Annotated in this window: 28 protein-coding genes and 1 pseudogene; 10 read left to right on the top strand and 19 right to left on the bottom strand. The window is 50.6% G+C overall.

Annotation, left to right across the window (positions count from 1 at the left end; genetic code table 11):
- The first annotated feature begins 51 nt into the window (after positions 1-51).
- The gene (gene fpr / locus A9180_RS20090; protein ID WP_064530285.1) at positions 52-798 is read left to right on the top strand and encodes a ferredoxin--NADP(+) reductase; all 747 of its coding nucleotides are present in this window, start codon (positions 52-54) and stop codon (positions 796-798) included.
- 4 nt (positions 799-802) lie between these two features.
- On the opposite strand, the gene uspD is transcribed toward fpr, so the two are convergent.
- The 3 genes from uspD to A9180_RS20075 form a co-directional block, all read right to left on the bottom strand.
- Positions 803-1231, bottom strand: a complete 429-nt coding sequence (gene uspD, locus A9180_RS20085; RefSeq protein WP_064530284.1) for a universal stress protein UspD — start codon at positions 1229-1231, stop codon at positions 803-805.
- 30 nt (positions 1232-1261) lie between these two features.
- Entirely contained in the window at positions 1262-1561 is a 300-nt protein-coding gene (locus A9180_RS20080; protein WP_032204720.1) for a DUF406 domain-containing protein, read from the bottom strand.
- A 211-nt stretch (positions 1562-1772) separates the two neighbouring features.
- Complete coding sequence (locus tag A9180_RS20075; RefSeq protein WP_064530283.1) at positions 1773-2213, bottom strand: DUF805 domain-containing protein; 441 nt, start codon at positions 2211-2213, stop codon at positions 1773-1775.
- A gap of 100 nt (positions 2214-2313) precedes the next feature.
- On the opposite strand from A9180_RS20075, the gene A9180_RS20070 reads away from it, so the two are divergent.
- Positions 2314-2913 (top strand): YiiQ family protein, encoded by a 600-nt coding sequence (locus tag A9180_RS20070; RefSeq protein ID WP_064530282.1) that lies wholly within the window; start codon positions 2314-2316, stop codon positions 2911-2913.
- 107 nt (positions 2914-3020) lie between these two features.
- The gene (gene tpiA / locus A9180_RS20065) at positions 3021-3788 is read left to right on the top strand and encodes a triose-phosphate isomerase (protein WP_001216325.1); all 768 of its coding nucleotides are present in this window, start codon (positions 3021-3023) and stop codon (positions 3786-3788) included.
- Positions 3789-3842: 54 nt separating this feature from the next.
- Here the strand turns inward: tpiA and cdh are convergent, their stop codons facing one another.
- The 5 genes from cdh to cpxP form a co-directional block, all read right to left on the bottom strand.
- Positions 3843-4598 (bottom strand): CDP-diacylglycerol diphosphatase, encoded by a 756-nt coding sequence (gene cdh, locus A9180_RS20060; protein WP_064530281.1) that lies wholly within the window; start codon positions 4596-4598, stop codon positions 3843-3845.
- Positions 4599-4699: 101 nt separating this feature from the next.
- Entirely contained in the window at positions 4700-5689 is a 990-nt protein-coding gene (gene sbp, locus A9180_RS20055) for a sulfate/thiosulfate ABC transporter substrate-binding protein Sbp (protein WP_064530280.1), read from the bottom strand.
- Positions 5690-6008: 319 nt separating this feature from the next.
- The gene (gene pfkA / locus A9180_RS20050) at positions 6009-6971 is read right to left on the bottom strand and encodes a 6-phosphofructokinase (RefSeq protein WP_032185626.1); all 963 of its coding nucleotides are present in this window, start codon (positions 6969-6971) and stop codon (positions 6009-6011) included.
- Between the two features lie 180 nt (positions 6972-7151).
- Positions 7152-8054, bottom strand: a complete 903-nt coding sequence (gene fieF, locus A9180_RS20045) for a CDF family cation-efflux transporter FieF (protein WP_064530279.1) — start codon at positions 8052-8054, stop codon at positions 7152-7154.
- A 148-nt stretch (positions 8055-8202) separates the two neighbouring features.
- Positions 8203-8703 carry a cell-envelope stress modulator CpxP gene (gene cpxP / locus A9180_RS20040; protein ID WP_064530335.1) on the bottom strand — a complete coding sequence of 167 codons (501 nt, stop codon included), beginning with the start codon at positions 8701-8703 and terminating at the stop codon, positions 8203-8205.
- A gap of 149 nt (positions 8704-8852) precedes the next feature.
- On the opposite strand from cpxP, the gene cpxR reads away from it, so the two are divergent.
- Both cpxR and cpxA read left to right on the top strand, forming a co-directional pair.
- Complete coding sequence (gene cpxR, locus A9180_RS20035) at positions 8853-9551, top strand: envelope stress response regulator transcription factor CpxR (RefSeq protein WP_064530278.1); 699 nt, start codon at positions 8853-8855, stop codon at positions 9549-9551.
- Positions 9548-10921 carry an envelope stress sensor histidine kinase CpxA gene (gene cpxA / locus A9180_RS20030; RefSeq protein WP_000580414.1) on the top strand — a complete coding sequence of 458 codons (1374 nt, stop codon included), beginning with the start codon at positions 9548-9550 and terminating at the stop codon, positions 10919-10921. Before cpxR ends, cpxA begins: the two co-directional genes overlap by 4 nt.
- 319 nt (positions 10922-11240) lie before the next feature.
- Here the strand turns inward: cpxA and yiiM are convergent, their stop codons facing one another.
- The gene (yiiM, locus tag A9180_RS20025; protein ID WP_064530277.1) at positions 11241-11915 is read right to left on the bottom strand and encodes a 6-hydroxyaminopurine reductase; all 675 of its coding nucleotides are present in this window, start codon (positions 11913-11915) and stop codon (positions 11241-11243) included.
- A gap of 152 nt (positions 11916-12067) precedes the next feature.
- Between yiiM and A9180_RS20020 the strand changes: the two genes are divergently transcribed.
- Positions 12068-12958 (top strand): dihydrodipicolinate synthase family protein, encoded by an 891-nt coding sequence (locus tag A9180_RS20020; RefSeq protein ID WP_064530276.1) that lies wholly within the window; start codon positions 12068-12070, stop codon positions 12956-12958.
- 55 nt (positions 12959-13013) lie between these two features.
- Here A9180_RS20020 and kdgT read toward each other — a convergent pair whose 3' ends face one another.
- Entirely contained in the window at positions 13014-13997 is a 984-nt protein-coding gene (kdgT, locus tag A9180_RS20015) for a 2-keto-3-deoxygluconate transporter (protein ID WP_064530275.1), read from the bottom strand.
- 259 nt (positions 13998-14256) lie between these two features.
- The gene (gene sodA, locus A9180_RS20005) at positions 14257-14877 is read right to left on the bottom strand and encodes a superoxide dismutase [Mn] (RefSeq protein ID WP_001296619.1); all 621 of its coding nucleotides are present in this window, start codon (positions 14875-14877) and stop codon (positions 14257-14259) included.
- 284 nt (positions 14878-15161) lie between these two features.
- Here sodA and A9180_RS24570 point away from each other — a divergent pair.
- Positions 15162-15413: pseudogene (locus A9180_RS24570) on the top strand (L-rhamnose/proton symporter RhaT); the annotation flags it as partial.
- A gap of 6 nt (positions 15414-15419) precedes the next feature.
- A complete protein-coding gene (gene rhaM / locus A9180_RS24565; protein ID WP_064530334.1) occupies positions 15420-15734 on the top strand; it encodes an L-rhamnose mutarotase in 315 nt (104 codons plus the stop codon).
- A 94-nt stretch (positions 15735-15828) separates the two neighbouring features.
- On the opposite strand, the gene A9180_RS19995 is transcribed toward rhaM, so the two are convergent.
- On the bottom strand, positions 15829-16569 hold the full coding sequence (locus A9180_RS19995) for a MipA/OmpV family protein (protein WP_064530274.1): 741 nt from the start codon (positions 16567-16569) through the stop codon (positions 15829-15831).
- Positions 16570-16693: 124 nt separating this feature from the next.
- On the opposite strand from A9180_RS19995, the gene A9180_RS19990 reads away from it, so the two are divergent.
- Positions 16694-17668 (top strand): LysR family transcriptional regulator, encoded by a 975-nt coding sequence (locus A9180_RS19990; RefSeq protein WP_064530273.1) that lies wholly within the window; start codon positions 16694-16696, stop codon positions 17666-17668.
- Here A9180_RS19990 and A9180_RS19985 read toward each other — a convergent pair.
- Positions 17665-18801, bottom strand: a complete 1137-nt coding sequence (locus tag A9180_RS19985; protein WP_064530272.1) for an HlyD family secretion protein — start codon at positions 18799-18801, stop codon at positions 17665-17667. The two genes, A9180_RS19990 and A9180_RS19985, sit on opposite strands and share 4 nt — an antisense overlap.
- Before the next feature lie 5 nt (positions 18802-18806).
- Positions 18807-19130 (bottom strand): DUF3302 domain-containing protein, encoded by a 324-nt coding sequence (locus A9180_RS19980; protein ID WP_064530271.1) that lies wholly within the window; start codon positions 19128-19130, stop codon positions 18807-18809.
- A 182-nt stretch (positions 19131-19312) separates the two neighbouring features.
- On the opposite strand from A9180_RS19980, the gene A9180_RS19975 reads away from it, so the two are divergent.
- Complete coding sequence (locus tag A9180_RS19975) at positions 19313-19627, top strand: hypothetical protein (RefSeq protein WP_149025987.1); 315 nt, start codon at positions 19313-19315, stop codon at positions 19625-19627.
- Positions 19628-19850: 223 nt separating this feature from the next.
- Here A9180_RS19975 and aldB read toward each other — a convergent pair whose 3' ends face one another.
- The 5 genes from aldB to A9180_RS19950 all read right to left on the bottom strand — a co-directional run bounded on the left by aldB (position 19851) and on the right by A9180_RS19950 (position 26833).
- Positions 19851-21389: an aldehyde dehydrogenase AldB gene (gene aldB, locus A9180_RS19970; protein ID WP_064530269.1), complete on the bottom strand. Its 1539-nt coding sequence runs from the start codon at positions 21387-21389 to the stop codon at positions 19851-19853.
- A 165-nt stretch (positions 21390-21554) separates the two neighbouring features.
- The gene (gene yiaY / locus A9180_RS19965) at positions 21555-22706 is read right to left on the bottom strand and encodes an L-threonine dehydrogenase (RefSeq protein ID WP_064530268.1); all 1152 of its coding nucleotides are present in this window, start codon (positions 22704-22706) and stop codon (positions 21555-21557) included.
- A 188-nt stretch (positions 22707-22894) separates the two neighbouring features.
- The gene (gene selB / locus A9180_RS19960) at positions 22895-24739 is read right to left on the bottom strand and encodes a selenocysteine-specific translation elongation factor (protein ID WP_064530267.1); all 1845 of its coding nucleotides are present in this window, start codon (positions 24737-24739) and stop codon (positions 22895-22897) included.
- Entirely contained in the window at positions 24736-26127 is a 1392-nt protein-coding gene (gene selA / locus A9180_RS19955; RefSeq protein ID WP_064530266.1) for an L-seryl-tRNA(Sec) selenium transferase, read from the bottom strand. The genes selB and selA overlap by 4 nt, the downstream gene beginning before the upstream one ends.
- 97 nt (positions 26128-26224) lie before the next feature.
- Positions 26225-26833 carry a glutathione S-transferase gene (locus A9180_RS19950; protein ID WP_000766696.1) on the bottom strand — a complete coding sequence of 203 codons (609 nt, stop codon included), beginning with the start codon at positions 26831-26833 and terminating at the stop codon, positions 26225-26227.
- Positions 26834-26900 lie beyond the last annotated feature (67 nt).

Here is a 26900-nt window from a genome sequence, read left to right as displayed (position 1 = left end):
TTTTGTTCGGAGAACGAAGATAAGGCAAGTCAATCAAAACAGGAGAAAAACATGGCTGATTGGGTAACAGGCAAAGTCACTAAAGTGCAGAACTGGACCGACGCCCTGTTTAGTCTCACCGTTCACGCTCCCGTGCTTCCGTTTACCGCCGGGCAATTCACCAAACTTGGCCTTGAAATTGATGGCGAACGCGTTCAGCGCGCCTACTCCTATGTTAACTCGCCCGATAATCCCGATCTGGAGTTTTACCTGGTCACCGTCCCCGATGGCAAATTAAGCCCGCGACTGGCGGCGCTAAAACCGGGTGACGAAGTGCAAGTGGTTAGCGAGGCGGCAGGCTTCTTTGTGCTGGATGAAGTACCGGACTGCGAAACGCTATGGATGCTGGCGACCGGTACGGCGATTGGCCCTTATTTATCGATTCTGCAATTGGGCAAAGATTTAGATCGCTTCAAAAATCTGGTGCTGGTTCACGCCGCACGATATGCCGCCGACTTAAGCTATTTACCACTGATGCAGGAACTGGAAAAACGCTACGGGGGGAAACTGCGCATTCAGACGGTGGTCAGTAGAGAAACGGCTGCGGGTTCGCTCACCGGGCGGATACCGGCGTTAATTGAAAGCGGTGAACTGGAAAACGTGGTTGGCCTGGCAATGGATAAAGAAACCAGCCATGTGATGCTGTGTGGTAATCCGCAAATGGTGCGCGATACGCAACAGCTGCTAAAAGAAACCCGGCAGATGACGAAACATTTACGTCGTCGGCCGGGCCACATGACAGCGGAGCATTACTGGTAAGCGGTTACTTATCGATAAACGGCACGATGAGCAGGTCCGCACTCAACTTATTGATCATCCCGCGGTATGCCGGCATCAAACGGTTGATAAATGAGTGGTGATGACCACAGACAAGGAGGTCGCACTGCTCATTTTGCATAATTTCTAGCAGTGTTTCCGGCATTTCTCCGCGCTCAATACGCAGTTTTGTCTTCGGCCACTGAATATTTTTCGTCAGTTTATACAGCTTGTTATCCGACTTATCTTTCAACAGTTGAAGAATATCTTCTGTTGCAGGGAAGTAAATGCCCGGATACAACTCACTTAAGCCATCATCAATATGAATTAACGTCAGGTGAGCGTCATTATGTCTGGCGAGATCCAGGGCTTTGTTCACCAGTAAGGCATCTTCTTCATTTCCGGAAATTGCCACGCCAATGTGTTTATAAGCCATGTTTAACTCCTTCCTTCTAAAGCGACTCCATCAAGCTAACGAACGCAGGGATAACTCAAAAATAATCATCTCGGCCTGGCATGAGAAGGTGAAGGCCGCATCAAGCTCAACTTGCCCCTCCAGATCCTTAATCTTATAGGCCACACTGGCCCCTTCATCCGCAGAGGATGCAGTGGCGGCAAGCTCTTTCAGTTTGGTCATAAAGGACTCTGCTTCTTCGCGGGTGGCAAAAAAGCGCGAAAACTTACTGGTACAGTTGTCGTTATCAATCACCGTACCGATATCAATCGCACATCCTTTAGTACTGCATTTATCTACGACATCTTTCATAGGGCACCTCTGTATATTCGCCTCTCTGTCGATTACGACTTAAGAATAATGCGCCGTTAAGAGAAGAACAAACAAGTAATGATCTTATGGATTACCATTTTTTTTGATATTGCTTAAGGTGAGGAAATGAGGAGGATTTTCCGGGCATTGTCATATCCTGCGTGGAAATAACGATCCCGGAAAAAAATAGCAATAAGAGATATATTAAAGGTTAATTACTTGATTTATTGTCGGCTTTATACTTCACATCCAGAGTATCTTTGCCAAATTTATTTTCGCCCTGCGTACCGACAAATGCGCCAAGATCAATAAGCATCATCACCAGAATCAACGTCGGGACAAAACGCCCAACCGTCCATTGCCAGACGCCCGGTAAAATCGCCCAGTTACCCGCCAGCAGCATCCACGCTACAATCATCAAAAATGCCCATGCGCCGGAACGCCCGCGATCGTGCAGCCGTTTGACCGTTACTGCCGCTGTCGGCCAAAGTAAGCACACCAGGCAAAACGCGGCGGTCTGGATATCGAGTAAGTTTTTACCTGCCAGTGAGAAAAGCACCAGCATGCCAACGAACCAGAGGCCAATCCAAATCCAGAAATCACGGCGCCCAATACGCCCTTTAAACGAGAATAACCATTGCTGTATGGTCATGTAAGTTCCTTGATGGTTGTCTTTTCCAGGATTCTACCCTTTTGACAAGGGAGACAGATATCGTTTTAATCGGAGTCAGTCATAACAAAAGGTACTGTCGATGAAGCCAGGGTTTGCGCTGTTTTTTCTCTTATGTTCTGCATCAGCCGTTAGCACAACGGTGCATGCACAAACACCAGGTACGGCGACCACTGCGCCCTATCTGCTTGCTGGCGCCCCTACCTTCGACCTCTCCATCAGCCAGTTTCGAGAAAACTTTAACAGCCAGAACCCCAACCTGCCACTGAACGAGTTTCGCGCCATCGACAGCAGCCCCGACAAAGCCAATCTGACTCGCGCCGCCAGTAAAATTAACGAGAACTTGTATGCCTCTACGGCGCTGGAGCGCGGCACTTTAAAAATCAAAAGCATTCAAATTACCTGGCTACCAATCCAGGGACCAGAGCAAAAAGCCGCCAAAGCGAAAGCTCATGAATACATGGCGGCGGTGATCCGCACACTCACCCCGCTGATGACCAAAACACAAAGCCAGAAAAAGTTGCAATCGCTCCTTACTGCGGGGAAAAACAAACGTTATTACACCGAGACAGAAGGCGCACTGCGCTATGTTGTCGCGGACAACGGCGAAAAGGGACTGACCTTCGCTGTTGAACCGATTAAGCTGGCGCTATCTGAATCGCTTGAAGGGTTGAATAAATGACAAAAAGCAAAGCCTTTGTGCGGATGAATCTCTATACTGTTTCACAGACCTGCTGCCCTGCGGGGCGGCCATCTTCCTTTATTCGCTTATAAGCGTGGAGAATTAAAATGCGACATCCTTTAGTGATGGGTAACTGGAAACTGAACGGCAGCCGCCACATGGTTCATGAGCTGGTTTCTAACCTGCGTAAAGAGCTGGCAGGCGTTGCTGGCTGTGCGGTTGCAATCGCACCACCGGAAATGTACATCGATATGGCGAAGCGTGAAGCTGAAGGCAGCCACATCATGCTGGGTGCGCAGAACGTGGATCTGAACCTGTCCGGCGCATTCACCGGTGAAACCTCTGCTGCTATGCTGAAAGACATCGGCGCACAGTACATCATCATCGGCCACTCTGAACGTCGTACTTACCACAAAGAGTCTGACGAACTGATCGCGAAAAAATTCGCGGTGCTGAAAGAGCAGGGTCTGACTCCGGTTCTGTGCATCGGTGAAACCGAAGCTGAAAACGAAGCGGGCAAAACTGAAGAAGTTTGCGCACGTCAGATTGACGCTGTGCTGAAAACTCAGGGTGCTGCGGCATTCGAAGGTGCGGTAATCGCTTACGAACCAGTATGGGCAATCGGTACTGGCAAATCTGCAACTCCGGCTCAGGCACAGGCTGTTCACAAATTCATCCGTGACCACATCGCTAAAGTTGACGCTAACATCGCTGAACAAGTGATCATTCAGTACGGCGGCTCTGTAAACGCGTCTAACGCTGCAGAACTGTTTGCTCAACCAGACATCGACGGCGCGCTGGTTGGCGGTGCTTCTCTGAAAGCTGACGCTTTCGCAGTAATCGTTAAAGCTGCAGAAGCGGCTAAACAGGCTTAAGTCTGACAGGTGCCGGATTTCATATCCGGCACTTACTTTCCTTAACTCTTCGCCTTAACGCAAAATCTCACACTGATGATCCTGAATTTCTTCGGCTGAAGCACGGTTAAGCGTCAGTAGATTTCGTTGTGTCGCCAGCAATACAAATGAGTTATCACTCTGCCGTACCATCGCCAGCCCGTAGCTTCCCATATGTTCCCGCGCCTCAGGCACTTCTTCCGCCAGCATCATAAATGGGCTGCGTTGTACCAGTTCGCTTTCCGTTACCCGACGCGCCAGGTATTCATGCCCGCGCAAACCACCTGGCAGCGGCAACCAGCGGCTGCTGATGTTCGCCAGATTGTTATCCAGCTGTTCGCGCACATCAGGACGAATACAAGAGATATGAATATGAAAATGGTTTTGCGTACGCCCGGTGCGGGAGTTGATCGCCAAAGAAACCGCGCGATCGGGAACCGGCTGGCCGTATTTTTTGCTCATGAAATCACGCGCCTGCCAGGCTAACCAGAAGAAATTAGGCGTTGAAGGATCGGTTAACAATGGACTTTCAGTGCCGTTAATACGATACGTTGGCATCAACAAATATTGCAGAGGACCGTTAAGGTCTTTTAAAACCACGTATCCGGCATTGGGTTTGACTTCCGCACATGGCGAAGGGTTTTGGTTTTGCTGCTGATTGGGTAAACATTGCTCAAGAACTATCTGACGTAACGTGTCCGACTCTGCACCGGTTAATTTCCAGTAACCAATACCGGCAGCCACAACGGCGATAACTATCATCACCAAAAAAAGAAGACCTGCTTTTTTCATCTTTTTTTCCCTGTACCTCAAAGAGATACAAGGGTAACGCAAAATCGTGACAATAAAAAACCCGGTCGCGAGATGCCACCGGGCTGATAATCTTAAAAGTATTAACGTTTACTGATTTGGTCAAACGTACCGCCGTTAGAGAAATGCTCTTTTTGCGCTTTCGTCCAGCCACCGAACTCTTCATCAATGGTGAATAACTTCAGCTTCGGAAAGGCATTTTCATATTTTTTCGCTACCTGAGGATCGCGCGGACGATAGTAGTTTTTAGCCGCAATCTCCTGACCTTCTGGCGAGTAGAGATAGTTCAGATACGCTTCCGCCACCTCTTTGGTGCCTTTTTTCTCCACCACTTTATCGACAACTGACACCGTAGGCTCTGCAAGAATAGACTCGCTCGGCGTGACGATTTCGAATTTATCTTTCCCCAGTTCATTCGCCGCCAGCAGAGCTTCGTTTTCCCAGGCAATCAGCACGTCGCCAATGCCGCGCTCGACAAAGGTATTCGTTGAACCGCGCGCGCCGGAATCCAGCACTTCGACGTTTTTATATAACGACTGCACGAATTCCTGCGCTTTTGCCTGATCGTTGTTGTTGTGATGCAGGGCATATCCCCAGGCTGCCAGGTAGTTCCAGCGAGCACCACCAGAGCTTTTCGGGTTCGGGGTGATCACCGAAACTCCGGGCTTAATCAAATCGTTCCAGTCGTGAATCTGCTTCGGATTACCCTTACGCACCAGGAAGACAATGGTAGAAGTATAAGGTGCGGAGTTATCCGGCAGACGCTTGATCCACGCTTTATCAATACGGCCACGTTCAGCAATGGCATCCACATCATAGGCTAACGCCAGCGTGACGACATCAGCTTCTATGCCATTGATTACCGACGTCGCCTGTTTACCCGAACCGCCGTGCGACTGGCGAATCACCACATTATCGCCAGTTTGCTGTTTCCAGTGGGCGCTGAAGGCTTTGTTGTACTGTTCGTACAGTTCGCGCGTTGGATCATACGAAACGTTAAGAAGCTGAATATCCTTTGCCATCACGCTGGTCGCTGCCAGCAAAAATGTTAACCCTACGCCCCACTTGTTCATCGCCCGGCTCTCTTATGTTGTGTTGTGATAAGCAAAGCGTGCCAGAAGGTGAACCAAACATTAAAGAATAAAAAAAGATTGGCTATAACTTGCGGGTATATGTTGAAGAGTTAAAAAGGCGGAATGAATCCGCCCCATATTGCTGACAAAGTGCGCTTTGTTCATGCCGGATGCGGCATGAACGCCTTATCCGGCCTACAAAAGCTTGCAAACTCAATAGATTGCAGAATTTATGTAGGCCTGATAAGCGAAGCGCATCAGGCATTTTTGCCTCTGTCATCGGTTTCAGGCTAAAGAAATCTGCCTTTTTCCGAAATCATTAATACAGTTTTTTCGCGCAGTCCAGCCAGTCACCTTTGAACGGACGCTTCATGTTTTCGATAGCATCGATGATGTCATGGTGAACCAGTTGTTCGTTCTGAATACCTACGCAACGACCACCGTAGCCTGCCAGCAGCAGATCGATAGCGTAAGCGCCCATACGGGAAGCCAGAATACGGTCGTAAGGTACCGGGGAACCACCACGCTGGATGTGGCCCAGCACAGTTGCGCGGGTTTCACGGCCAGTTTCTTTTTCGATGAAATGAGCCAGCTCGTCGACGTCACACATATGTTCAGTGATCGCCACAATCGCGTGTTTTTTACCTTTCGCGATACCGGCTTTGATTTCGTTTACCAGATCGTCACGACTGAATTCAACTTCCGGAACCACAACGAATTCACAGCCACCAGCAATAGCCGCAGCCAGAGTCAGATCGCCACAGTAGCGGCCCATCACTTCCACCACGGAAATACGTTGGTGAGAAGAAGAGGTGTCACGCAGACGGTCGATGGCTTCAACAACAGTGCTCAACGCAGTGAAGAAACCAATGGTGTAGTCAGTACCTTTGATGTCGTTGTCGATAGTGCCCGGCAGACCGATGCACGGGAAGCCCATTTCGGTCAGACGCATTGCACCCATGTAGGAACCGTCACCGCCGATAACCACCAGCGCGTCGATACCACGTTTTTTCAGGTTTTCGATAGCCACGGCGCGGATGTTCTCGTCGCGGAATTCCGGGAAGCGTGCAGAACCGAGGAATGTACCACCACGGTTGATCATGTCAGACACGCTGTAACGGTCTAGCTGTACCATACGGTCTTCATACAGACCCAGATAGCCGTCATAAATGCCCATTACTTCCAGACCTTCTGTCAGCGCAGAACGAACAACCCCGCGAATTGCGGCGTTCATGCCTGGCGCATCACCGCCGCTTGTCAACACACCGATTTTCTTAATCATGACTACCTCTGAACTTTGGAATGCAAAATGAAATCTGTTGCCGGAAGTCTTCTTGCACATCGAAGTGATCCAACGAATGTACAAATAGTATAACAATCACTTCCTGCTGAATTGATTCAGGTCAGGCCAAATGGCGGTATTTTATACACAAAATGCGGGTCTGGCTCTCTTTTGTACGGATTATGAAAGCGTAGACCGTTTACTCTCCCTGGGTACGACAGAACAAGGATCCTGATGGATAATCACATCTGAACCCGGAAAACGCCGTAAAATAGCCTGCTCTACCTGATCCGCCACCATATGTGCCTGAACCAAAGGCAGAGAGTCCTCCATTTCCAAATGAATCTGAATAAAGCGAGTCGGCCCTGACTGCCGCGTGCGAAGATCGTGAGCGCCGCTAACTCCCGGCCAGGAAGTCACGATATCAATAATTTCCTGTCGTTCGCCATCGGGCAGCGCGCGATCCAATAATGACTGGACCGCCTCATACCCCATGCGTAACGCGCTATATAAAATATAGATGCCGATTCCCAAAGCAAACAGGGCATCAGCACGATGCCAACCATACCAGGACAATCCCAGCGCCAGCAAAATCGCGCCGTTCATCATAACATCAGACTGATAATGTAGCATATCTGCCCGCACTGCCTGGCTTTGCGTCCGGCGAACGACCCAACGCTGAAACGAGACAAGGATAATCGTACAAATTAGCGCCACAATAGTCACGATAACCCCAACACCCGGGTCTTTCATCGGTGTCGGAGAAACCAAATGCTGAATACCGGTCAAAAACAGGAACAGCGCGGAACCGGAGATAAACATACTTTGCGCCAGCGCGGCGAGCGACTCAGCTTTACCGTGACCAAAGGAGTGATTATCGTCGGCAGGTTGCAGTGAGTAACGCACGACCAATAAGTTAGTTAAGGACGCGCCGATATCCACCAGCGAATCTACCAGCGCAGCGAGAATACTCACTGATCCGGTATACCACCATGCAAAAATTTTAATCAGTAATAACAGCGAAGCCATCGCCGTTGCAGCGATCGCTGCCCGACTGACCAGCTGCCCATAAGATTGATTCATAAATACTCCCGCTATCAACTGACGGTAGTATAACGGATGCAAATCATCTGCAATGCATCAAGTAACAGGCAAATTGAGGATAAAAAAAACCCCCACATCATGTGGGGGAAGACAGGGATGGTGTCTATGGCAAGGAAAACAGGGTTTACTACTGGGAACGTGAGTTGCTACTACTCAATAGCTTCAACGATGAACTTTTTTGCCATTGCGTCACGTCGCGCAACTGCTCCATTCGTTGTTGATGTTTCTCGTTTAAAACCGCTTGCTGCTCCGGCGTTAACAGGTGATACATTTGGTTGCGGACTTTTGCCATCTCAACCTGGCGAGCGATTTGTTCTTTCGCCATTTTTTCTGCCTGAGCGCGCACAGCGTTTTCATCAAAATTTTCTGCGGTGACAAGGCGATGCATTGTCTCCATTTCGCTAACATTAACAGGAGGCTGTTCGTGCCGGGCCTGTTGCATAAGATCTCGCATCTGCTGACGCTGATGTTCGGTTAAACTTATGCCGTCGAACATATGGCTCTGCGTACTGCGCTGCGTAAGTTCTTCGCCCGGATGCCAGTTATCGCCTGAACCGACTTCAGCAGCGTGGCTTAATGAACTGACTGCCAGCGTTGAGGCCATGACGGCAACGGTAACTATGCGCATCATTTGCTCCCAAAATCTTTCTGTCGCGATTCAACGATAGAGAGTTTACGATTCAGGCTGCAAACATGCGTCAGGGGGTGTAAAACAACGTAAAGTCATGGATTAGCGACGTCTGATGACGTAATTTCTGCCTCGGAGGTATTTAAACAATGAATAAAATCCTGTTAGTTGATGATGACCGAGAGCTGACTTCCCTGTTAAAGGAGCTGCTCGAGATGGAAGGCTTCAACGTGATTGTTGCCCACGACGGGGAACAGGCGCTTGATCTTCTGGACGACAGCATTGATTTACTTTTGCTTGATGTGATGATGCCGAAGAAAAATGGTATCGATACGCTGAAAGCACTTCGCCAGACACACCAGACGCCAGTCATTATGTTGACGGCTCGCGGCAGTGAACTTGATCGCGTCCTCGGCCTTGAACTGGGTGCAGATGACTATCTCCCGAAACCATTTAACGATCGTGAACTGGTTGCGCGTATTCGCGCGATCCTGCGCCGTTCGCACTGGAGCGAGCAACAGCAGAACAGCGATAACGGTTCGCCGACGCTGGAAGTTGACGCCTTAGTGCTGAATCCAGGCCGTCAGGAAGCCAGCTTCGACGGGCAAACACTGGAGTTAACCGGTACTGAATTTACTCTGCTCTACCTACTGGCGCAGCATCTGGGTCAGGTGGTTTCTCGCGAGCATTTAAGTCAGGAAGTACTGGGCAAACGCCTGACGCCTTTCGACCGTGCTATCGATATGCATATTTCCAACCTGCGTCGTAAGCTGCCGGATCGTAAAGACGGTCATCCGTGGTTTAAAACATTGCGTGGTCGCGGCTATCTGATGGTTTCCGCTTCATGATAGGCAGTTTAACCGCGCGCATCTTCGCCATCTTCTGGCTGACGCTGGCGCTGGTGTTGATGTTGGTTTTAATGTTACCCAAGCTCGATTCACGCCAGATGACCGAGCTTCTGGATAGCGAACAGCGTCAGGGGCTGATGATTGAGCAGCATGTCGAAGCGGAACTGGCGAACGATCCACCCAACGATTTAATGTGGTGGCGTCGCCTGTTCCGAGCCATTGATAAGTGGGCGCCGCCAGGCCAGCGTTTATTACTGGTGACCACAGAAGGCCGCGTGATCGGCGCTGAACGCAGCGAAATGCAGATCATTCGCAACTTTATTGGACAAGCAGATAACGCCGATCATCCGCAGAAGAAAAAGTATGGCCGCGTGGAACTGGTCGGTCCGTTCTCCGTGCGTGATGGCGAAGATAATTACCAGCTTTATCTGATTCGTCCGGCCAGCAGTTCTCAATCCGATTTCATCAACTTACTGTTTGACCGCCCGCTATTACTGCTGATTGTCACCATGTTGGTCAGTACGCCGCTGCTGTTGTGGTTGGCCTGGAGTCTGGCAAAACCGGCACGTAAGCTGAAAAACGCTGCCGATGAAGTTGCCCAGGGGAACTTACGCCAGCATCCGGAACTGGAAGCGGGGCCACAAGAATTTCTTGCCGCAGGTGCCAGTTTTAACCAGATGGTGACCGCGCTGGAACGTATGATGACCTCCCAGCAGCGCCTGCTTTCTGATATCTCTCACGAGCTGCGCACGCCATTGACGCGTCTGCAACTGGGTACGGCGTTACTGCGTCGCCGTAGTGGTGAAAGCAAGGAACTGGAGCGTATTGAAACCGAAGCCCAGCGTCTGGACAGCATGATCAACGACCTGTTGGTGATGTCACGTAATCAGCAGAAAAACGCGCTGGTGAGCGAGACAATCAAAGCCAACCAGCTGTGGAACGAAGTGCTGGATAACGCGGCGTTCGAAGCGGAGCAAATGGGCAAATCGTTTACCGTTAACTTCCCGCCGGGGCCGTGGCCGCTGTACGGCAACCCGAATGCCCTGGAAAGTGCGCTGGAAAACATTGTTCGTAATGCTCTGCGTTATTCCCATACGAAGATCGAAGTAGGCTTCGCGGTAGATAAAGACGGTATCACCATTACGGTGGATGATGATGGTCCTGGCGTTAGCCCGGAAGATCGCGAACAAATTTTCCGTCCGTTCTATCGTACCGATGAAGCTCGCGATCGTGAATCTGGCGGTACGGGTCTGGGGCTGGCGATTGTCGAAACCGCCATCCAGCAGCACCGTGGTTGGGTGAAAGCCGAAGACAGCCCGCTGGGCGGTTTGCGGCTGGTGATTTGGCTGCCGCTGTATAAGCGGAGTTAAACACCGCGCAGGACGGATAAAGCGTTTACGCCGCATCCGGCGTTTGAGCAGGATGCCTGATGCGACGCTGATCGCGTCTTATCAGTCATACAATATCTGCTGAAATTCTTGCTTTTGTAGGACGGATAAGGTGTTTACGCCGCATCCGGCATTTGAGCAGAATGCCTGATGCGACGCTGGTCGCGTCTTATCAGGCCTACAACATCTGCTGAAATTATTGCTTTTGTAGGACGGATAAGGCGTTTACGCCGCATCCGGCATTTGAGCAGAATGCCTGATGCGGCGCTGATAGCGTCTTATCAGGCCTACTCTCTGGGAATTATTTCCCCCACAACCGCCGTGAATTATCTTCAATCTTGCCGCTAAGTCGGCGCTTCTGCATCGTTCGCGTCCAGCTTTTCGATAGCCCAGCGGCAGAAAGCAAACGGTGATACTGCTCATCATCAAACGGCATATGCCATGCGATGGCGACAGCCTCTTGCACGGTCACATCGCTAACGCGGGAAACCAGCTCAAGCGGCGCATCAGCAGATACCTGCCCCGGCGCAATCACGCTATACAGCCAGCCGACTTTACCCGTGTTTTGCATCAACTGCGCTATATCACTGATATCAAAGTGGTAATTGAGTTTGTAGCACGGAGAGCGCGGCTGGGTGACCTGAATCAACGCCTCTCCCCAGCGGAAAATATCACCTATAAAAACATTGCTTTCCGTCAGGCCATCGGTTGAGAGGTTTTCGCCAAAAGCTGGCGCAACAAACAAATCTGCCTGTTCCGGAAATTCCCGCGCCCAGTAGAGATAATGCTCGCGAGGATAATGGCACAGCGCCCTGTCCGGCCCACCGTGAACTATTTTCTCCGCTTGCTCGTCACCTTCCAGACCCAGTTCTGTCAGCATCAACTCACCATCGACCTGGACTTTCGCAATCGCGCTGGGTTTGCTTTCGGGATAAGCCTGTATTTTGCCTGTGTATACATCAACCGGATATCGCATCTGTTCCCTCTCCACCGAGAAATTTCCCCATTAGACCATATTTATTTTACGTCAGGCGCGCAAAATGAGAGCACGGTTCACATGACGACGTCTTAGAAATGTTATCAATGAGATGAATTTGAAACACCATTTCATTATCAGGAGTGTACAACGTGACCGAGCAAATACAGTTTTCTGGCGTCTGGTGTCCTTCCATCACACCGATGGATAAAGACGGGAATGTAGACCTTAACGGACTGAAGCAGCATCTGCAGCGACTCACTGACGCTAACATCGATGTGATATTGCTAATGGGAAGCATTGGTGAGTTTGCTTCCTTCACCCTGGAAGAGAGGCTCATGCTTATTCGCGAAGCGCGTTCCATGAGCACATTAAAAATGGTGGCCAACGTCTCGTCCACCTGCACACATGATGTACTGGTGATGGCGCAAGAAGCGTATCGCGTTGGGTACGATGCGGTGATGATCCTCCCGCCTTACTACTACGGCCAGACGGCGAAGCAATTATTAAGCTATTTCCGCCATCTGGGTCGCGAATTACAGGGCAAATGGTTCGCATATAACTTCCCGGCGCGGACCGGTTGTGATTTAACCCCAGACCTGGTTGCCACACTGGCGAGTGAGTTTCCTGAGTTTGCAGGAATTAAAGATACCGTCGATTGCCAGTCACACACCCGCAGCATGATTCAGGCAACTCAGGCTGTGCGTCCTGATTTTGCGGTGCTTTCGGGGTATGACGAATATTTCATTCCTAATCTGCTGGCCGGTGGCGCGGGGATAATCTCTGGCTTAAATAACGTCATGCCGGAGCTGTTTGTTGAAGCACGCGAAGCCTTCAAGAATGGCAATCTCGCTGCCCTACATGAAATTCAGCAACAGATCGGCACTTATATGTCCATCTACGCCATCGGTGAGGATTTTGTCACCACCATTAAGACGGTGGTATCACGTAAGTTTGGTTACTGCACAGGAGTGTCGCGCAATGTCGGTGGAGAGTTAACAGAAAGCGAATGTCGGACGATTGATGAGGTGTTTGTTATTTAAGGTAAAACGCCGGATGAACGTCAATTCATCCGGCGATAATATGGCATAAGAGAGATTATTTCACCGTCCCCAGAATTTCGATCTTCGCCACTCTGGCTTTGGCTTTACGTGACCAGACAGAGGTAAGAATTGGCACCAGAATCGAAGTCACAATTACCGCCGTCGCCACCAACGAAGTTGCCGCAGGCGCCATCGGTTTAAAAGCCGGGATCATTTCCGCAATCAGTACCGGCGTAGCCACCGCGGCCCCGGCTGAACTGGAGGCGGCAATTCCGGCAGTGCCATCGCCACCACCAATCAATTTATCGGCAATAATCAACGGAATACCGGTCACGATAATCACCGCCACGCCCAACAGGATCCCCAACAAACCTGTCTGGGCAATCACAGTTAAATCAATGGTATTGCCCAGCGCGAAGGCAAAGAACGGAATCAGCGTCTGCACCGCTTTGCTGAAAAACTCGCGCAATTCAGGATCAAGGTTCCCCAGTGCGAAGCCCACCAGGAACGGCAACACTGCGCCAACGAAAACATGCGGCTCAAACGAAGCAATCCCGGCGGTTCCCAGAATAATCATCGTCATTAGCGGACCAGATTCCAGCGACATCAACACAAATGCCCCGGCCTCTTCTTTGGTGCCGTACTGCTGCATGATAGAGGCATACAGACCGCCGTTGGTCATGTCCATTGCCGCCACCAGCGCCAGCGTTGAAAGCCCGGCAAAGAATCCAACTTCGACACCGTGCTCAGGAATAATGCGCGAAGCAATTGCCGCAACCACCCACGCAACGGCAATTTTGGTTACCACCAGCGTACCGGATTTACGCAACACTGTTCCCGTCGCGCTTAATTTGATAGACGCCCCCATGCAGAAAAACCACACCGCCAGAATAGGCACCGTGCCGGTAATCATCCCGTTGGTGAATGATCCAAAATATTTCCCCGCCCCCGGCGAGAAGGTGTGACACAGTGCGCCAAGGAACAGCGGGATGAGCATCATCCCCCCCGGGATTTTCTCTATCGTGCGTTTTATCTGCATTTTCATCACCTGTTGGCATATTTTTATAGGCTGATGCGAAGTTCCTTAACGGAGCATCAGTGTTGATGGAAATGAAGATAGACATTCAACAGAGCAATAAAAGTGATCAAAACCACATCAATTGAAACGTTGTTTTAATTTTATAGGATCATTGTTTTTATTTTGAAATTGATCACAAAAAAACCACCGCTATGTGCGATGGTTTGTTTTTTATGCTGGCAAACGGCGTAAACGCCTCATTGCAGCAGGCAATATGCGATTATTTTTTCGCCGCGAAACGCGCCGCAGCTTCATCCCAGTTCACTACGTTCCAGAACTCTTTGATGTAGTCCGGACGACGGTTCTGGAATTTCAGGTAGTAAGCGTGTTCCCACACATCCAGGCCCACAATCGGGAAACCGGAAGCGCCAGAAATGGCTTCGCCCATCAGCGGGGAGTCCTGATTAGCAGTAGAAACCACCGCCAGTTTATCGCCTTTTTGCACCAGCCATGCCCAGCCGGAACCAAAGCGGGAAGCTGCCGCTTTCTCAAATTCTGCTTTGAAGTTATCAACGGAACCGAAATCACGTTCGATAGCCGCTTTCAGATCGCCCTGCAGGGTGGTGCCTTTTTTCAGACCTTTCCAGAACAGGCTGTGGTTAGCGTGACCGCCAGCGTTGTTGCGCAGAACGGTTTTTTTGTCTGCTGGCAGCTGGTCCAGTTTGGTGATCAGCTCTTCAACCGGCAGGTTGGCAAATTCTGGCAGGCTTTCCAGCGCCGCATTGGCGTTGTTGACGTAGGCCTGATGGTGTTTGGTGTGGTGGATTTCCATGGTCTGCTTATCGAAGTGCGGTTCCAGGGCATCGTAAGCATACGGCAGGGATGGCAGGGTATAGCTCATATTCATCTCCAGTATTGTCGGGCGGCCGATTGTTAATGCCGCGTAAGCAGTTGGTTCATTATAGTTAATTAAATGATATTGAAAATGATTATCAATGCCGTACTTTTCGTAAGGATATGGTTTTGCAGGAAAATGCCTGAGATGTGAGCCAAATCACCCACTTAATGCCGTGATTGCCAGTAAATCGGCAACGGCGGCAACAGGCGAAAGGTTAATCGACTGCACAATTTTTACACTCATCTCGTCGGAGATGTGACGCGACGAAAAATGATGAGGATAAAAGAATGAGTAACGCGATTACGATGGGGATTTTTTGGCATTTGATCGGCGCGGCCAGTGCAGCCTGTTTTTACGCTCCGTTCAAAAAAGTAAAAAAATGGTCATGGGAAACCATGTGGTCAGTCGGTGGGATTGTTTCGTGGATTATTCTGCCGTGGGCCATCAGCGCCCTGTTACTACCGAATTTCTGGGCGTATTACAGCTCGTTTAGTCTCTCTACCCTGCTGCCTGTTTTTCTGTTCGGCGCGATGTGGGGGGCAAACATACTCCGCAAAACCTTTGTGATGCAGGTAAACCCCGATGCTCACGCAGAGTATCAGCGTCGGCATAACCCGATCTGGCCGGAACTGGAAGCTGTATTGAAATCCCACGGCGCGCATAACTACGCCATCTATCTCGATAAAGCGCGAAATTTGCTGTTTGCCACGGTAGAGATTGAATCTGAAGAATGGTGGAATGCGGTTGCCAGCACTGAAGTCTGCCAACGTTGGAGGAAGCATATGCAGGACGTGATGCCCGCTAATCCGGATAACAGCCCGGTCAGTAGCGAGCTGCAAGACGTGTTTTACATGGCATAATCCACTGCGGTGCCGGATCCCCCTCAGACACCGCGATGACAATTGATTAATATAGATTTCGCTGACGCAATTTATCCAACATCTCCCGGGTCAATTAAAAACGCCAACTCACTCCGGTGACAAAAGTAAAACTTTCATTACGGTCAATCATTGGGCTGTTAGTGATCTCTTCCGGCAGCTCGCTGTATCCGGCACTCGCCATTAATACGACGTGTTCTCCGATGGGGTATTTTGCCGTCAGGCTGACATAAGGCACCCAGGCATCTTGCGCGGTATAACTCGCCAGACCGCTGCGACGAGACTCGCTCTCTGAAATGCCATAGTAATAGTCACTGAAATTCTCGTCATAATAGAGAACGCCAAGAGCAGGTGTCAGCGACAGGCGACCTATCTGCATTTTGTGGAATAACGATAACTCACCCACCCAACCGTTACTGTTATCCAGAACATCAGCCGCCGCAGAAGCTTTCACGGTCCCCCAACGCTCATGGTGATACCAGGCAACACCCGCCATTGCCGTGCTGTCACGCTTATCGAGTTGTTGCATAGCATGGTCGTCATTATCAGCAGGATCAAATTCCAGTGGCATCCAGGATGCCGTCAGGCTAAGTTCATTTTTTTCACTTTGCGACAGAATAAAACCTAACGTGGTCTGGCGGACATAAAAAGAATCGCTCTCATAACTGATCAGCGGAATTGCTTTGGTATTTTCATTATAACCGCGATAAGGCGATTCATTATAAACTGCGCCAGTACCAACGGATAATTCTGCAGCAGTTGCACTTGCCATAAAAGGCATAAAAAATAACGCCACAATATTTCGGTTAATTAACATGTCCGACATTCCATTTTAAATTAAGATAAAAAAGAGTCGGCATAGTAATGCTTACAATTTCTCCGGTGCAAGATTCATATTTATATAGTAATATATAAAATTATATATAAATTGGACTGTTGCGATGACAAAATTACAACTCAAGTACCGGGAGTTAAAAATTATCTCGGTAATCGCTGCCAGTGAAAATATCAGCCATGCAGCTACCGTGCTTGGCATCGCGCAGGCCAATGTCAGTAAATATCTTGCTGATTTTGAATCAAAAGTGGGTTTAAAAGTCTTTGACAGAACCACACGGCAACTAATGCTGACGCCTTTTGGCGCCGCACTATTACCGTACATTAATGATATGCTCGACAGAAACGAGCAGCTTAATAATTTTATTGCAGATTATAAGCATGAGAAACGTGGTCGGGTTACCATCTACGCACCAACTGGCATTATTACCTATTTATCCAAACACGTTATCGACAAAATTAAAGATATCGGTGAAATCACCTTATCGCTAAAAACCTGCAATCTTGAGCGCAACGCTTTTTATGAAGGCGTCGAATTTCCCGATGATTGTGATATTTTAATCAGCTACGCGCCACCAAAAGATGAATCGCTGGTTGCCAGTTTTATTACGCAATATGCAGTAACCGCCTATGCCAGCCAAACTTATCTTGAGAAACATCCCATTAGCCAACCAGACGAACTTGAACATCACTCCTGTATTTTGATCGATTCGATGATGATCGATGACGCGAATATCTGGCGCTTCAACGTCGCCGGAAGTAAAGAAGTGCGTGATTATCGTGTTACGGGAAATTACGTCTGCGACAATACTCAGTCGGCGCTGGAGCTGGCGCGAAATCACCTGGGGATTGTGTTTGCGCCAGACAAAAGTGTGCAGAGCGACCTGCAAGACGGCACGCTGATCCCCTGTTTCCAGCAACCGTATGAATGGTGGCTGGATCTGGTGGCTATCTTCCGTAAACGGGAATACCAGCCCTGGCGGGTCCAGTATGTGTTGGACGAGATGCTGCGTGAAATTCGCCACCAGCTTGCTCAGTCGCAGCAACTGCGGCCTGAACAAGCGGCGGAAAGCAAAGATTAATGGTCGAGATAAAGGTAATGCACCCAGCTGGTCATGCGTAACAGCACTTTGCGCATGACCGAAACATGGCTGAAATGATCGGAATAGACCGCCACCTGGGCGTAAATACCGTCTGGTAATGCGCTCAAATCAATATGCTCATCCAGCTCAATGGTCGCGATAACGCCATCAGAACCTGGTGCTGTATTTAAGGACTGTAAAGTGCCGGTCGACTGATAAGCCCCTCCGGGAACGGCTGGACTGATGGCTGCCAGCTTACCACTGAAGACCTTACCTGGCAGGGCATTAAACACCACTTCCGCATCATCGCCGGGGGCCAGGCGCAGCAAGGAGTTCTGGCGGAACTGTGCCACGATTTGTCGTTTCTGATCGGGTATAAACACCATTACCGGACGCAGCGGCAGCGACGCGGCATACGTTCCTGGACGAATCAGTACCTGAGTCACGTAACCGTCGCTCGGCGCACGCACTACCGTCTGCTCAAGGTTATATTTTGCTTCCGCAAGCTGCGCTTTCAGGCTGGCGATTTGAGAATGCTCCCCCAATACCAGGCTGTCGAGTTGGCTCTGGATCTGTTTTTGTTCCGCCGCCGATGACTTCACTGAGGCTTCCTGCGCCAGATAATTTTGCCGCGCCACATCGATATCCCGTTCTGAAAACGGGTTTACTTTCGCCTGACTGCCGCGTGCGTAACGCTGGTACTCTTTAGCAAATTTATCCCGTGTAACCTTTGCCTGCTGGGTATTCGCCACCATCTCATCTAACTCTGCACCCAATGCCCGCTGCTTATGTTCTGCGGTGACGATATCCGCCATCAGCCGATCTACTCGTGCCTGATAACGCGTCGGGTCCAGTCGGAATAGCACCTCACCTTTTTTAATCAGCGTATTTTTCTTATCCGTCACTTCAATTACTACACCCGTCACCTGCGGAACAACCGGAATGGAAATAACTGCTTTTTGCGCTTTAAAGGTATATGGATGGTTATAGTTCATTAATAGAATTAAGCCACTGACAATAAATATGCCGCCCAGTGCCGCAGTAGGGACAGTCCATTTATTCACGGGAATTTTAAAAATCTTAAACATTGCCCATGCGAAAGCCACATAGGTCAAAATAATCAGTAAATCCATAAATATTACTCGGCAGAAGGGGCTTTCATATCAGCGAGCTGTTTCTCCAGCCCGGCAATACGCTGTTGCAGTTGTATAATGGATGAATCATGACTTTGCATTCCCCATCCCCGCTCCGGGCGGTAAAGCGTGGCCCAAATCCACAAAAAGGGCCAGATAACGTGCAGCGTAAACAAACTCACCCAACCGGCAACATGAATGGCATCGGCATGAGGATGGTTGCGTTTTTTCGCAATCAGGTAGGGAATATCATGTAAAATAATAATCCCATAGAAGATCACCAGGAATACAAAAATAAGCACTCCCAGTGCAAAATAATCCAGGAACATATTTCCCTCAGAGAATATAAAAAAGAACAATTAACACATATTATGAAATGCAATAATGCAGTGCAATTTACTTATTTATATAACGGCATATTGTTTTATATATACTTTCTGAAATGTGCTGTCTGGCTTTTCAACAGTACGAGGCTTATCATATTGAAATAATGGAATTATTGGCCAAACTTATGAATAACACCAGCAACACATCTACAGTGCAGCTTAAACGTATTAAACCATCAATTATCTACCGTTTATTGCTGATTGGCCTCGGTACGCCATTGGTTATCTACGGCCTGGTTTGCGGTATTTTAGGCATGTTTGGCTACGACCAGGTGAGATGGAACGACACCGTGATACACGGCCTACTGGCCCTGCCTGCGGGATTGCTTGCAGGCCTGTCAGTCAGTGTGTTCCTCACCGTACTGATTGGCACCATCGCTTGTTTTGGTCTGTGGTTGTACAGCCTGGTTCGCCCGCTCACTATCGAAACGCGAGATTAAACGCCGGGCAGCTTCCGCCAGAAACGCACTTCTGTTGGCGTAATCAGGATTATTGCGCACGTAGGTTTCAATTGACGCATAAATAAAGCGCAGATTGTAACAACGTGCGCTTTGTTTATGCCGGATGCGGCGTGTACGCCTTATCCGGCCTACGCCGTAGGCATGATAAGACGCGTAAGCGTCGCATCAGGCAATGAATACCCGATGCGACCAGCTTCTTACATCAGAACAGCCCCAACGGTTTATCCGAGTAGCTCACCAGTAGGCACTTGGTTTGCTGATAATGTTCCAGCATCATCTTATGGGTTTCGCGCCCGATGCCCGACTGTTTGTAGCCGCCAAACGCTGCGTGTGCCGGGTAGGCATGATAACAGTTGGTCCACACGCGCCCAGCCTGAATGCCGCGCCCCATCTTATAGGCAAGATTGCCGTTACGACTCCAGACGCCTGCGCCCAAACCATATTGTGTATCGTTCGCCAGCTCCAGCGCCTCATCCATCGTTTTGAAGGTGGTTACCGCCAGCACCGGGCCAAAAATTTCTTCCTGGAACACACGCATATTGTTCTGACCAAACAGGATTGTCGGTTCAAGGTAGTAGCCGTCTTTCAACTCACCTTCCAGCAGCTTACGCCGCCCGCCGGTGAGCACGTCTGCGCCCTCTTTTTTACCGATATCAATGTAATTGAGGATAGTTTCCAGTTGCCCATGAGATACCTGCGCGCCCATTTGCGTCACGCTGTCGAGCGGGTTACCGCTACGAATACCTTCAACACGGCGGATGGCGCGTTCCATAAAGCGTTCATAGATAGACTCCTGCACTAAAGCACGGCTTGGACAGGTACAGACTTCGCCCTGGTTAAAGGCAAATAGTGCAAAGCCTTCCAGCGCTTTATCGAAAAAGGCATCTTCTTCATCCATCACGTCAGCAAAGAAGATATTTGGCGACTTGCCGCCCAGCTCCAGCGTCACCGGAATAATATTTTGCGTGGCGTACTGCATAATCTGCTGGCCCACTTCCGTTGAGCCGGTAAATGCCACTTTGGCAATACGTTTTGAGGTCGCCAGATATTCGCCAATTTCGCCGCCCGCACCGTTTACCACGTTCACCACGCCTGGCGGCAGTAAATCACCAACGATCTCCATTAGCAGCAGTACAGAAAGCGGAGTGAGTCGTGCGGGTTTCAGCACCACGCAGTTGCCCGCCGCCAGCGCGGGCGCCATTTTCCAGCTCGCCATCAGCAACGGGAAGTTCCACGGGATAATCTGCCCCACCACGCCTAACGGTTCGTGGAAGTGATAAGCCACAGTTTCGCTATCGACTTCACTGATCCCACCTTCCTGCGCCCGAATACACGAGGCGAAATAGCGGAAATGGTCAATCGCCAGCGGCACATCGGCAGCACTGGTTTCGCGGATGGGCTTGCCGTTATCCCAGGTTTCTGCCGTCGCTAACAGCTCGAGGTTTTGTTCCATTCGATCCGCAATCTTAAACAGAATCGCCGCGCGATCCTGCACCGAGGTATGCGCCCATTTGTCTTTCACTTTATGCGCGGCATCCAGCGCCAGATCGATGTCGCGTTTGCCCGAAGACGCCACTTCGCACAGTAGCTGCCCGGTCACCGGCGTCAGGTTCTGGTAATACTCGCCGTCGGCGGGCGCGACCCATTCGCCGCCGATAAAGTTGTCATAGCGGGCTTTTAACTTGAGGGGGAAACCATACTCGCCGGGCTTAATCTGTGCTGAAGGGGGATTGTTGGTCATGGTAGTCTCCTTGCGGTGTGAGGTATAACAAGGGTAGACGTGACTGGCGAAATCTTCGCCAGCCGGTGACAGCTTTACGACGGCAATCACGAATTTACGGGCAAGGACTACAGAGATAGTTTCAGCAAAACGACTGACAACACGTCAGCCGTTACGAGAAGGTAATTACATCGCAGCGCGATAAATCGCCACAATTTCTTCGTGAGTTGCCTGAATCGGGTTAGTAAATCCGCAGGCATCTTTCAGGGCATTGGTCGCCAGTACCGCGAAATCTTCTTCTTTCACGTTCAGGTCCCGCAGACCTGCCGGAATATCGACTTTCTTCGCCAGTTCGCGGATAGCGTTAATGCAGGCTTCTGCACCTTCCGCGTCGTTTTTACCTGTCACATTCACACCCATCGCGGCAGCGCAGTCACGCAGACGTGCGGCGGCTACTTTGCTGTTGAATACCTGAACGTGCGGCAGCAGAACGGCGTTACATACACCGTGCGGCAGATTGTAGAAACCGCCTAACTGATGCGCCATCGCATGAACATAACCCAGGGACGCATTGTTGAACGCCATACCGGCGAGGAACTGGGCATAAGCCATCGCTTCGCGCGCTTTCGCATTGCTGCCATCTTCTACGGCTAACGGCAGGTTTTCGGCAATCATGGTCACGGCTTTCAGTGCACAAGCGTCAGTGATCGGCGTTGCGGCAATAGACACATACGCTTCGATAGCGTGTGTTAAGGCATCCATACCCGTTGCGGCAGTCAGCGACTTCGGCATTCCGATCATCAGAGAGGAGTCATTAACAGAAAGCAGCGGAGTCACGTGCTTATCCACAATCGCCATTTTGATGTGACGCGCTTCGTCAGTGATGATGCAGAAGCGGGTCATTTCAGACGCAGTACCCGCTGTGGTGTTAATGGCGATCATCGGCAACTGCGGTTTTGCAGAGCGGTCAACGCCTTCGTAATCGCGAATATCACCACCGTTGGCTGCCACCAGCGCAATGCCTTTCGCACAGTCGTGCGGGGAACCACCACCTAAAGAAATCACGCTATCGCAATTATTTTCTTTCAGTAGTTTCAGGCCTGCGGCGACGTTTTCTGTGGTTGGATTAGGCTGAGTGCCATCATAAATAACGCTAAAAATATCGCGTTCCTGTAAGGCTTTTTGCACATCACCCGCCATGCCTAATTTCGTCAACATATTGTCAGTGACAATCAATGTACGGGTAAATCCATAGTCTGCCATCATATTCATTGCATCATTCAATGAATCAGCACCGATGACATTCACAGAAGGAATAAAAAAGGTTGAAGCTGCCATAAAACACTCCTGGAAGAGTAAAAAGGGCTGGCAGCTTACAGAGGAATTTCATTCGAAAATATGATCGATATTACCGTTTATTAAAATATTTTTAATAAAAAGCACGTTATATTCATCAAATAACGTGCTTCCTTAATATTGATAATAATTTTGTATTAATTCATGTTTATTATGAATTAATAATTTCCTTACTTTTCGGGAAATAATAATGCGTCGCGCAATAAATGATCGTTTCCACGGCGCCGCGTAAAGCCAATACGGTCAAAATATTCCAGAATTTGAATTGCCAGCTTTCGGCCTACGCCTAAGCGATCGCGGAAATCCGCTGCGCAGGTCGAGCCACATTCCTGATCGAGATCGCGGATCATATTGGCAAACTCGACAATCCGATCGTTACGATAATAACGATCTTTAACGATCGCCGTAATTATCCCCTGCTGTGCCGCCTGCCGTAGTGTCAGACGCATTGCCTGTTCGTCAGTTCCCGTCTCTTTTGCCAGATCACGCACCCACCACGGCTCGTTGCCAAACAGCGGTTCCACTTTTTGCCAGATAGCCTGCTGCTCTTCACTGAATCCCGCTTTGTGATCCGGCAGATGCAGCCAACCATGATGGCTGTGAATGTCGCCACTTTCGCGCATCTTTTCAATCAGCAACAGCACCAGTGCTTCATCTTCCATCGGCAACGCCATGCGCCGCAGACGCTCGCGTCCCGGCCCTGGTTCATCACGATGTTGCTCATGATACGTTGCTAACGTGTCGAGAATTTTACGTTGCCAGCGGGCGGCAACCGGCGCATTCAACAAGCTATAACCAGCCTGAATATAGCCAGGCTGTTGCAGCAGTTCGCGCATCCCTTCGCCGTTGAGCTGGCGCGCCCAGGCGAAATCCGCAAGGTTAACCGCTCCGCGTTCCAGATGAACGGTCAGTGCGTCGGCATCGCTTTGTGTACGTGCAAGAGACGCCAGCCATTGCAAATATTCCGGCTTACGCTTGCCGCGACGTGGCGGGTTGAGCATCACCACGCGCGCCCCCGCCAGCGTGTTGCGGGCAGAGATATCGCGCAGCACTAAGCGATCGTTATCCGCCAGCCACAGCGGCGTGTCGAACACCAGTTCGGCCAGGTTATCTTCCAGCAGCGAAACGCGCCCCGTAACGTGGCTGGCGGCGTGGTGAATATGCAGCGGCTGCCACTGGGTCAACGGCGTATGGGCTTGAAGTTCGACAATGACCCGTGTGAACGGCTCTGGCGGTGCATCAGCCAGCAACCAGTCACCACGGTTAATCTGTTCTTTTTCTGCATCACCGGCAATATTAAGCGCAATACGCTGCCCGGCGTGGGCGGTTTCTGTTGGCTGATTCTGCGCATGCAGCGCACGCACACGCATCGGTTTATTTACCCCCGTCAGCCACAGCGAATCACCTACCTTCACTTCGCCGCTTAACGCCGTACCAGTGACCACCAGCCCGGCACCTTTTACGGTAAAAGCGCGATCGATAGCGAGGCGAAAACTGTGCTGACTGGCGTGTTCACGTTCCGGCAACTGAAGTAGATGTTCACGCAGAGCATCAATTCCCTGCCCTTCGGTTGCTGCGGTGACAAACAGTTTTGCCTCGGCAAAACCGTATTCCCGCAGCACCTCCTTTACCTGGCGTTCAACCTCATCAACACGTTCTTCATCCACGCGATCGGCTTTAGTCAGCGCCACTGTTAACATCGGGTTACCCGTCAGCTGCAAAATCGCCAGATGCTCACGGGTCTGCGCCATCACGCCGTCATCGCACGCCACCACCAGCAGCGCGTGATCGATACCCCCGACGCCCGCCAGCATATTAGAAAGAAACTTTTCATGGCCGGGAACATCAATAAATCCAGGCACACGTCCGTCCGGCTGCGGCCAGTAGGCATAGCCGAGATCGATGGTCATCCCACGCTTCTTTTCTTCCGGCAGACGGTCGGCATTTACGCCAGTAATCGCCTGTAATAACGTTGTTTTGCCGTGGTCAACGTGTCCGGCAGTCGCAATAATCATTTCAACAACATCTCCAAAAACCGTTGCTCATCTTCAAGGCAGCGTAAGTCCAGCCACAGACGCCCGTCATAAATGCGGCCAATCACCGGAATCGGCAATTCACGCCAGCGAGCAGCTAATGACTCAAGATGGCTACCGCGTCCGTCGTGGGGCGTAAACGTTAATGCCGCGCTCGGCAGGCGATCAACCGGCAGCGAACCACTACCAATCTGCGAAAGGCATGGCATAACCTGTACAGCAAACTCCGCACCGTAGTGAGCGGCAAGGGGTGCCTGTAACCGTTGCGCCTGGATTTGAATGACCTCTGCGCTGCGGGTAAGCAGACGCAGGGTCGGTAATTTTTCACTCAGTGCTTCTGGGTGCAAATAAAGACGTAACGTCGCTTCCAGCGCCGCGAGGGTCATTTTATCCGCGCGTAATGCACGCTTCAGCGGGTGGCTTTGCAAACGAGCGATCATCTCTTTTTTACCAACGATAATCCCTGCCTGCGGCCCGCCTAACAACTTGTCGCCGGAGAAGCTCACCAGGCTGACGCCCGCCGCAATCAACTCCTGCGGCATCGGCTCTTTTGGCAAACCATACTGGCTGAGATCTACCAGCGAACCACTGCCTAAATCAGTCACCACGGGAACATCCAGTTCTTTGCCGAGCGCCACCAGTTCCGCTTCGTCTATCGCTTTGGTGAAGCCTTGAATGCTGTAATTACTGGTATGCACCTTCATCAGCAGCGCGGTATTTTCATTCACTGCCTGACGATAATCATTCGCGTGCGTGCGGTTGGTCGTCCCCACTTCATGCAGAGTGCAGCCCGCCTGACACATTACGTCAGGAATACGAAACGCGCCGCCAATCTCCACCAGTTCGCCGCGAGAAACCACCACTTCTTTACCGCTGGCTGTTGCAGCTAACATCAGCAGCACCGCCGCCGCATTGTTATTGACGATACAGGCATCTTCTGCGCCGGTGATGCGACATAACAACTGCGCCAGCGCACGATCGCGATGCCCGCGTCCGGCGTCGTCCAGATCGTACTCCAGCGTCACCGGCGAACGCATAACTTGCGTAACGGCCTCAACCGCCGCTTCCGCCTGCAATGCCCGCCCAAGATTAGTATGCAGCACCGTTCCCGTCAGGTTGATCACCGGACGCAGCGCGCTCTGCGCCTCTTTCGCCAGACGAGCATCAACCTCTTGCGCCCAGTTTTCACACCATGCAGGCAGCGACTGGCTGTCGCGAATCATTTCCCGCGCTTCGTCGAGCATTTGACGTAGCAACTCCACGACTCGGGTATGGCCATAAGTATCACGCAAAGAAAGGAAAGAGCTATCACGCAATAAGCGATCGATAGCTGGAAGCTGACTATAGAGGGAACGCGTTTCGGTTGTCATAGGAAACCAGGCTCATCAAGGCCCTCTCGCACGGAGAAGGGCGTTTAACATAACCACGGATTGTAACGTGAGAAGCGTCAGGAGGACATATCGCGCATCAAGCCTTTGGCGGTTCGGTGCGAGCGAAGCTTTCGCGGCTAAACAGGTTTTCAACCAGTTTGACTAAGTGTGGGCGGTCGACACACCAGCCCGGCGCAACGCGGCGGAAATTGAGATACCCGACGGCACAGGCAATGGCGATAGTCGCCAGATTGACTGTATCGGTTTTGAGCGTGCCATCGACCAGATATCCTTCCAGCACATCCAGGCTACGGTTGATTTTCTCTCGCTGGCGTAACAATTCATCTTCAGACTGCTGCGCCGCAGGACGCGCCTGTTCGCGCACCGACACCAGCCCGGCATCCATAATGCCGTCGGCCAGCGCCTCAATTTTACGCACTCGCAGCGACTCCAGCGGATCGCGCGGCAACATCGCCGGAGCAACATTCATTAATTCAATATATTCGGCGATGATCGGCGAATCAAACCAGCATTCGCCCTCTTCGGTCACCAGCACCGGTACTTTCCCTAACGGATTAAATTGCGCCACGCCATTGTCCGCGTTATAGGGCAGTTCATTTATAAATTCGAAAGTAATGCCCTTTTCTAACAACAGAATAGAAAGTTTGCGTACAAACGGGCTGGTGTAGCTACCGATGAGTTTCATGCCGGGTCCTTTGTGCGAGGAAAAATATCAGTATGGCCCAGGCTCACGCAAAACACAGGTGATACAA

Source organism: Escherichia sp. B1147, from assembly GCF_001660175.1.
Taxonomy (GTDB): Bacteria; Pseudomonadota; Gammaproteobacteria; order Enterobacterales; family Enterobacteriaceae; genus Escherichia; species Escherichia whittamii.
Note: the sequence above shows the minus strand (reverse complement) of the source record. Positions and strands in the feature narration are given on the sequence as shown.

What these genes read in the sequence shown, in the direction of transcription:
- fpr (WP_064530285.1), top strand. Translation starts at nt 52, where the DNA reads ATGGCTGATTGGGTAACAGGCAAAGTCACTAAAGTGCAGAACTGGACC.
- uspD (WP_064530284.1), bottom strand. Translation starts at nt 1,231, where the DNA reads ATGGCTTATAAACACATTGGCGTGGCAATTTCCGGAAATGAAGAAGAT.
- A9180_RS20080 (WP_032204720.1), bottom strand. Translation starts at nt 1,561, where the DNA reads ATGAAAGATGTCGTAGATAAATGCAGTACTAAAGGATGTGCGATTGAT.
- A9180_RS20075 (WP_064530283.1), bottom strand. Translation starts at nt 2,213, where the DNA reads ATGACCATACAGCAATGGTTATTCTCGTTTAAAGGGCGTATTGGGCGC.
- A9180_RS20070 (WP_064530282.1), top strand. Translation starts at nt 2,314, where the DNA reads ATGAAGCCAGGGTTTGCGCTGTTTTTTCTCTTATGTTCTGCATCAGCC.
- tpiA (WP_001216325.1), top strand. Translation starts at nt 3,021, where the DNA reads ATGCGACATCCTTTAGTGATGGGTAACTGGAAACTGAACGGCAGCCGC.
- cdh (WP_064530281.1), bottom strand. Translation starts at nt 4,598, where the DNA reads ATGAAAAAAGCAGGTCTTCTTTTTTTGGTGATGATAGTTATCGCCGTT.
- sbp (WP_064530280.1), bottom strand. Translation starts at nt 5,689, where the DNA reads ATGAACAAGTGGGGCGTAGGGTTAACATTTTTGCTGGCAGCGACCAGC.
- pfkA (WP_032185626.1), bottom strand. Translation starts at nt 6,971, where the DNA reads ATGATTAAGAAAATCGGTGTGTTGACAAGCGGCGGTGATGCGCCAGGC.
- fieF (WP_064530279.1), bottom strand. Translation starts at nt 8,054, where the DNA reads ATGAATCAATCTTATGGGCAGCTGGTCAGTCGGGCAGCGATCGCTGCA.
- cpxP (WP_064530335.1), bottom strand. Translation starts at nt 8,703, where the DNA reads ATGCGCATAGTTACCGTTGCCGTCATGGCCTCAACGCTGGCAGTCAGT.
- cpxR (WP_064530278.1), top strand. Translation starts at nt 8,853, where the DNA reads ATGAATAAAATCCTGTTAGTTGATGATGACCGAGAGCTGACTTCCCTG.
- cpxA (WP_000580414.1), top strand. Translation starts at nt 9,548, where the DNA reads ATGATAGGCAGTTTAACCGCGCGCATCTTCGCCATCTTCTGGCTGACG.
- yiiM (WP_064530277.1), bottom strand. Translation starts at nt 11,915, where the DNA reads ATGCGATATCCGGTTGATGTATACACAGGCAAAATACAGGCTTATCCC.
- kdgT (WP_064530275.1), bottom strand. Translation starts at nt 13,997, where the DNA reads ATGCAGATAAAACGCACGATAGAGAAAATCCCGGGGGGGATGATGCTC.
- sodA (WP_001296619.1), bottom strand. Translation starts at nt 14,877, where the DNA reads ATGAGCTATACCCTGCCATCCCTGCCGTATGCTTACGATGCCCTGGAA.
- A9180_RS19995 (WP_064530274.1), bottom strand. Translation starts at nt 16,569, where the DNA reads ATGTTAATTAACCGAAATATTGTGGCGTTATTTTTTATGCCTTTTATG.
- A9180_RS19990 (WP_064530273.1), top strand. Translation starts at nt 16,694, where the DNA reads ATGACAAAATTACAACTCAAGTACCGGGAGTTAAAAATTATCTCGGTA.
- A9180_RS19985 (WP_064530272.1), bottom strand. Translation starts at nt 18,801, where the DNA reads ATGGATTTACTGATTATTTTGACCTATGTGGCTTTCGCATGGGCAATG.
- A9180_RS19980 (WP_064530271.1), bottom strand. Translation starts at nt 19,130, where the DNA reads ATGTTCCTGGATTATTTTGCACTGGGAGTGCTTATTTTTGTATTCCTG.
- A9180_RS19975 (WP_149025987.1), top strand. Translation starts at nt 19,313, where the DNA reads ATGAATAACACCAGCAACACATCTACAGTGCAGCTTAAACGTATTAAA.
- aldB (WP_064530269.1), bottom strand. Translation starts at nt 21,389, where the DNA reads ATGACCAACAATCCCCCTTCAGCACAGATTAAGCCCGGCGAGTATGGT.
- yiaY (WP_064530268.1), bottom strand. Translation starts at nt 22,706, where the DNA reads ATGGCAGCTTCAACCTTTTTTATTCCTTCTGTGAATGTCATCGGTGCT.
- selB (WP_064530267.1), bottom strand. Translation starts at nt 24,739, where the DNA reads ATGATTATTGCGACTGCCGGACACGTTGACCACGGCAAAACAACGTTA.
- selA (WP_064530266.1), bottom strand. Translation starts at nt 26,127, where the DNA reads ATGACAACCGAAACGCGTTCCCTCTATAGTCAGCTTCCAGCTATCGAT.
- A9180_RS19950 (WP_000766696.1), bottom strand. Translation starts at nt 26,833, where the DNA reads ATGAAACTCATCGGTAGCTACACCAGCCCGTTTGTACGCAAACTTTCT.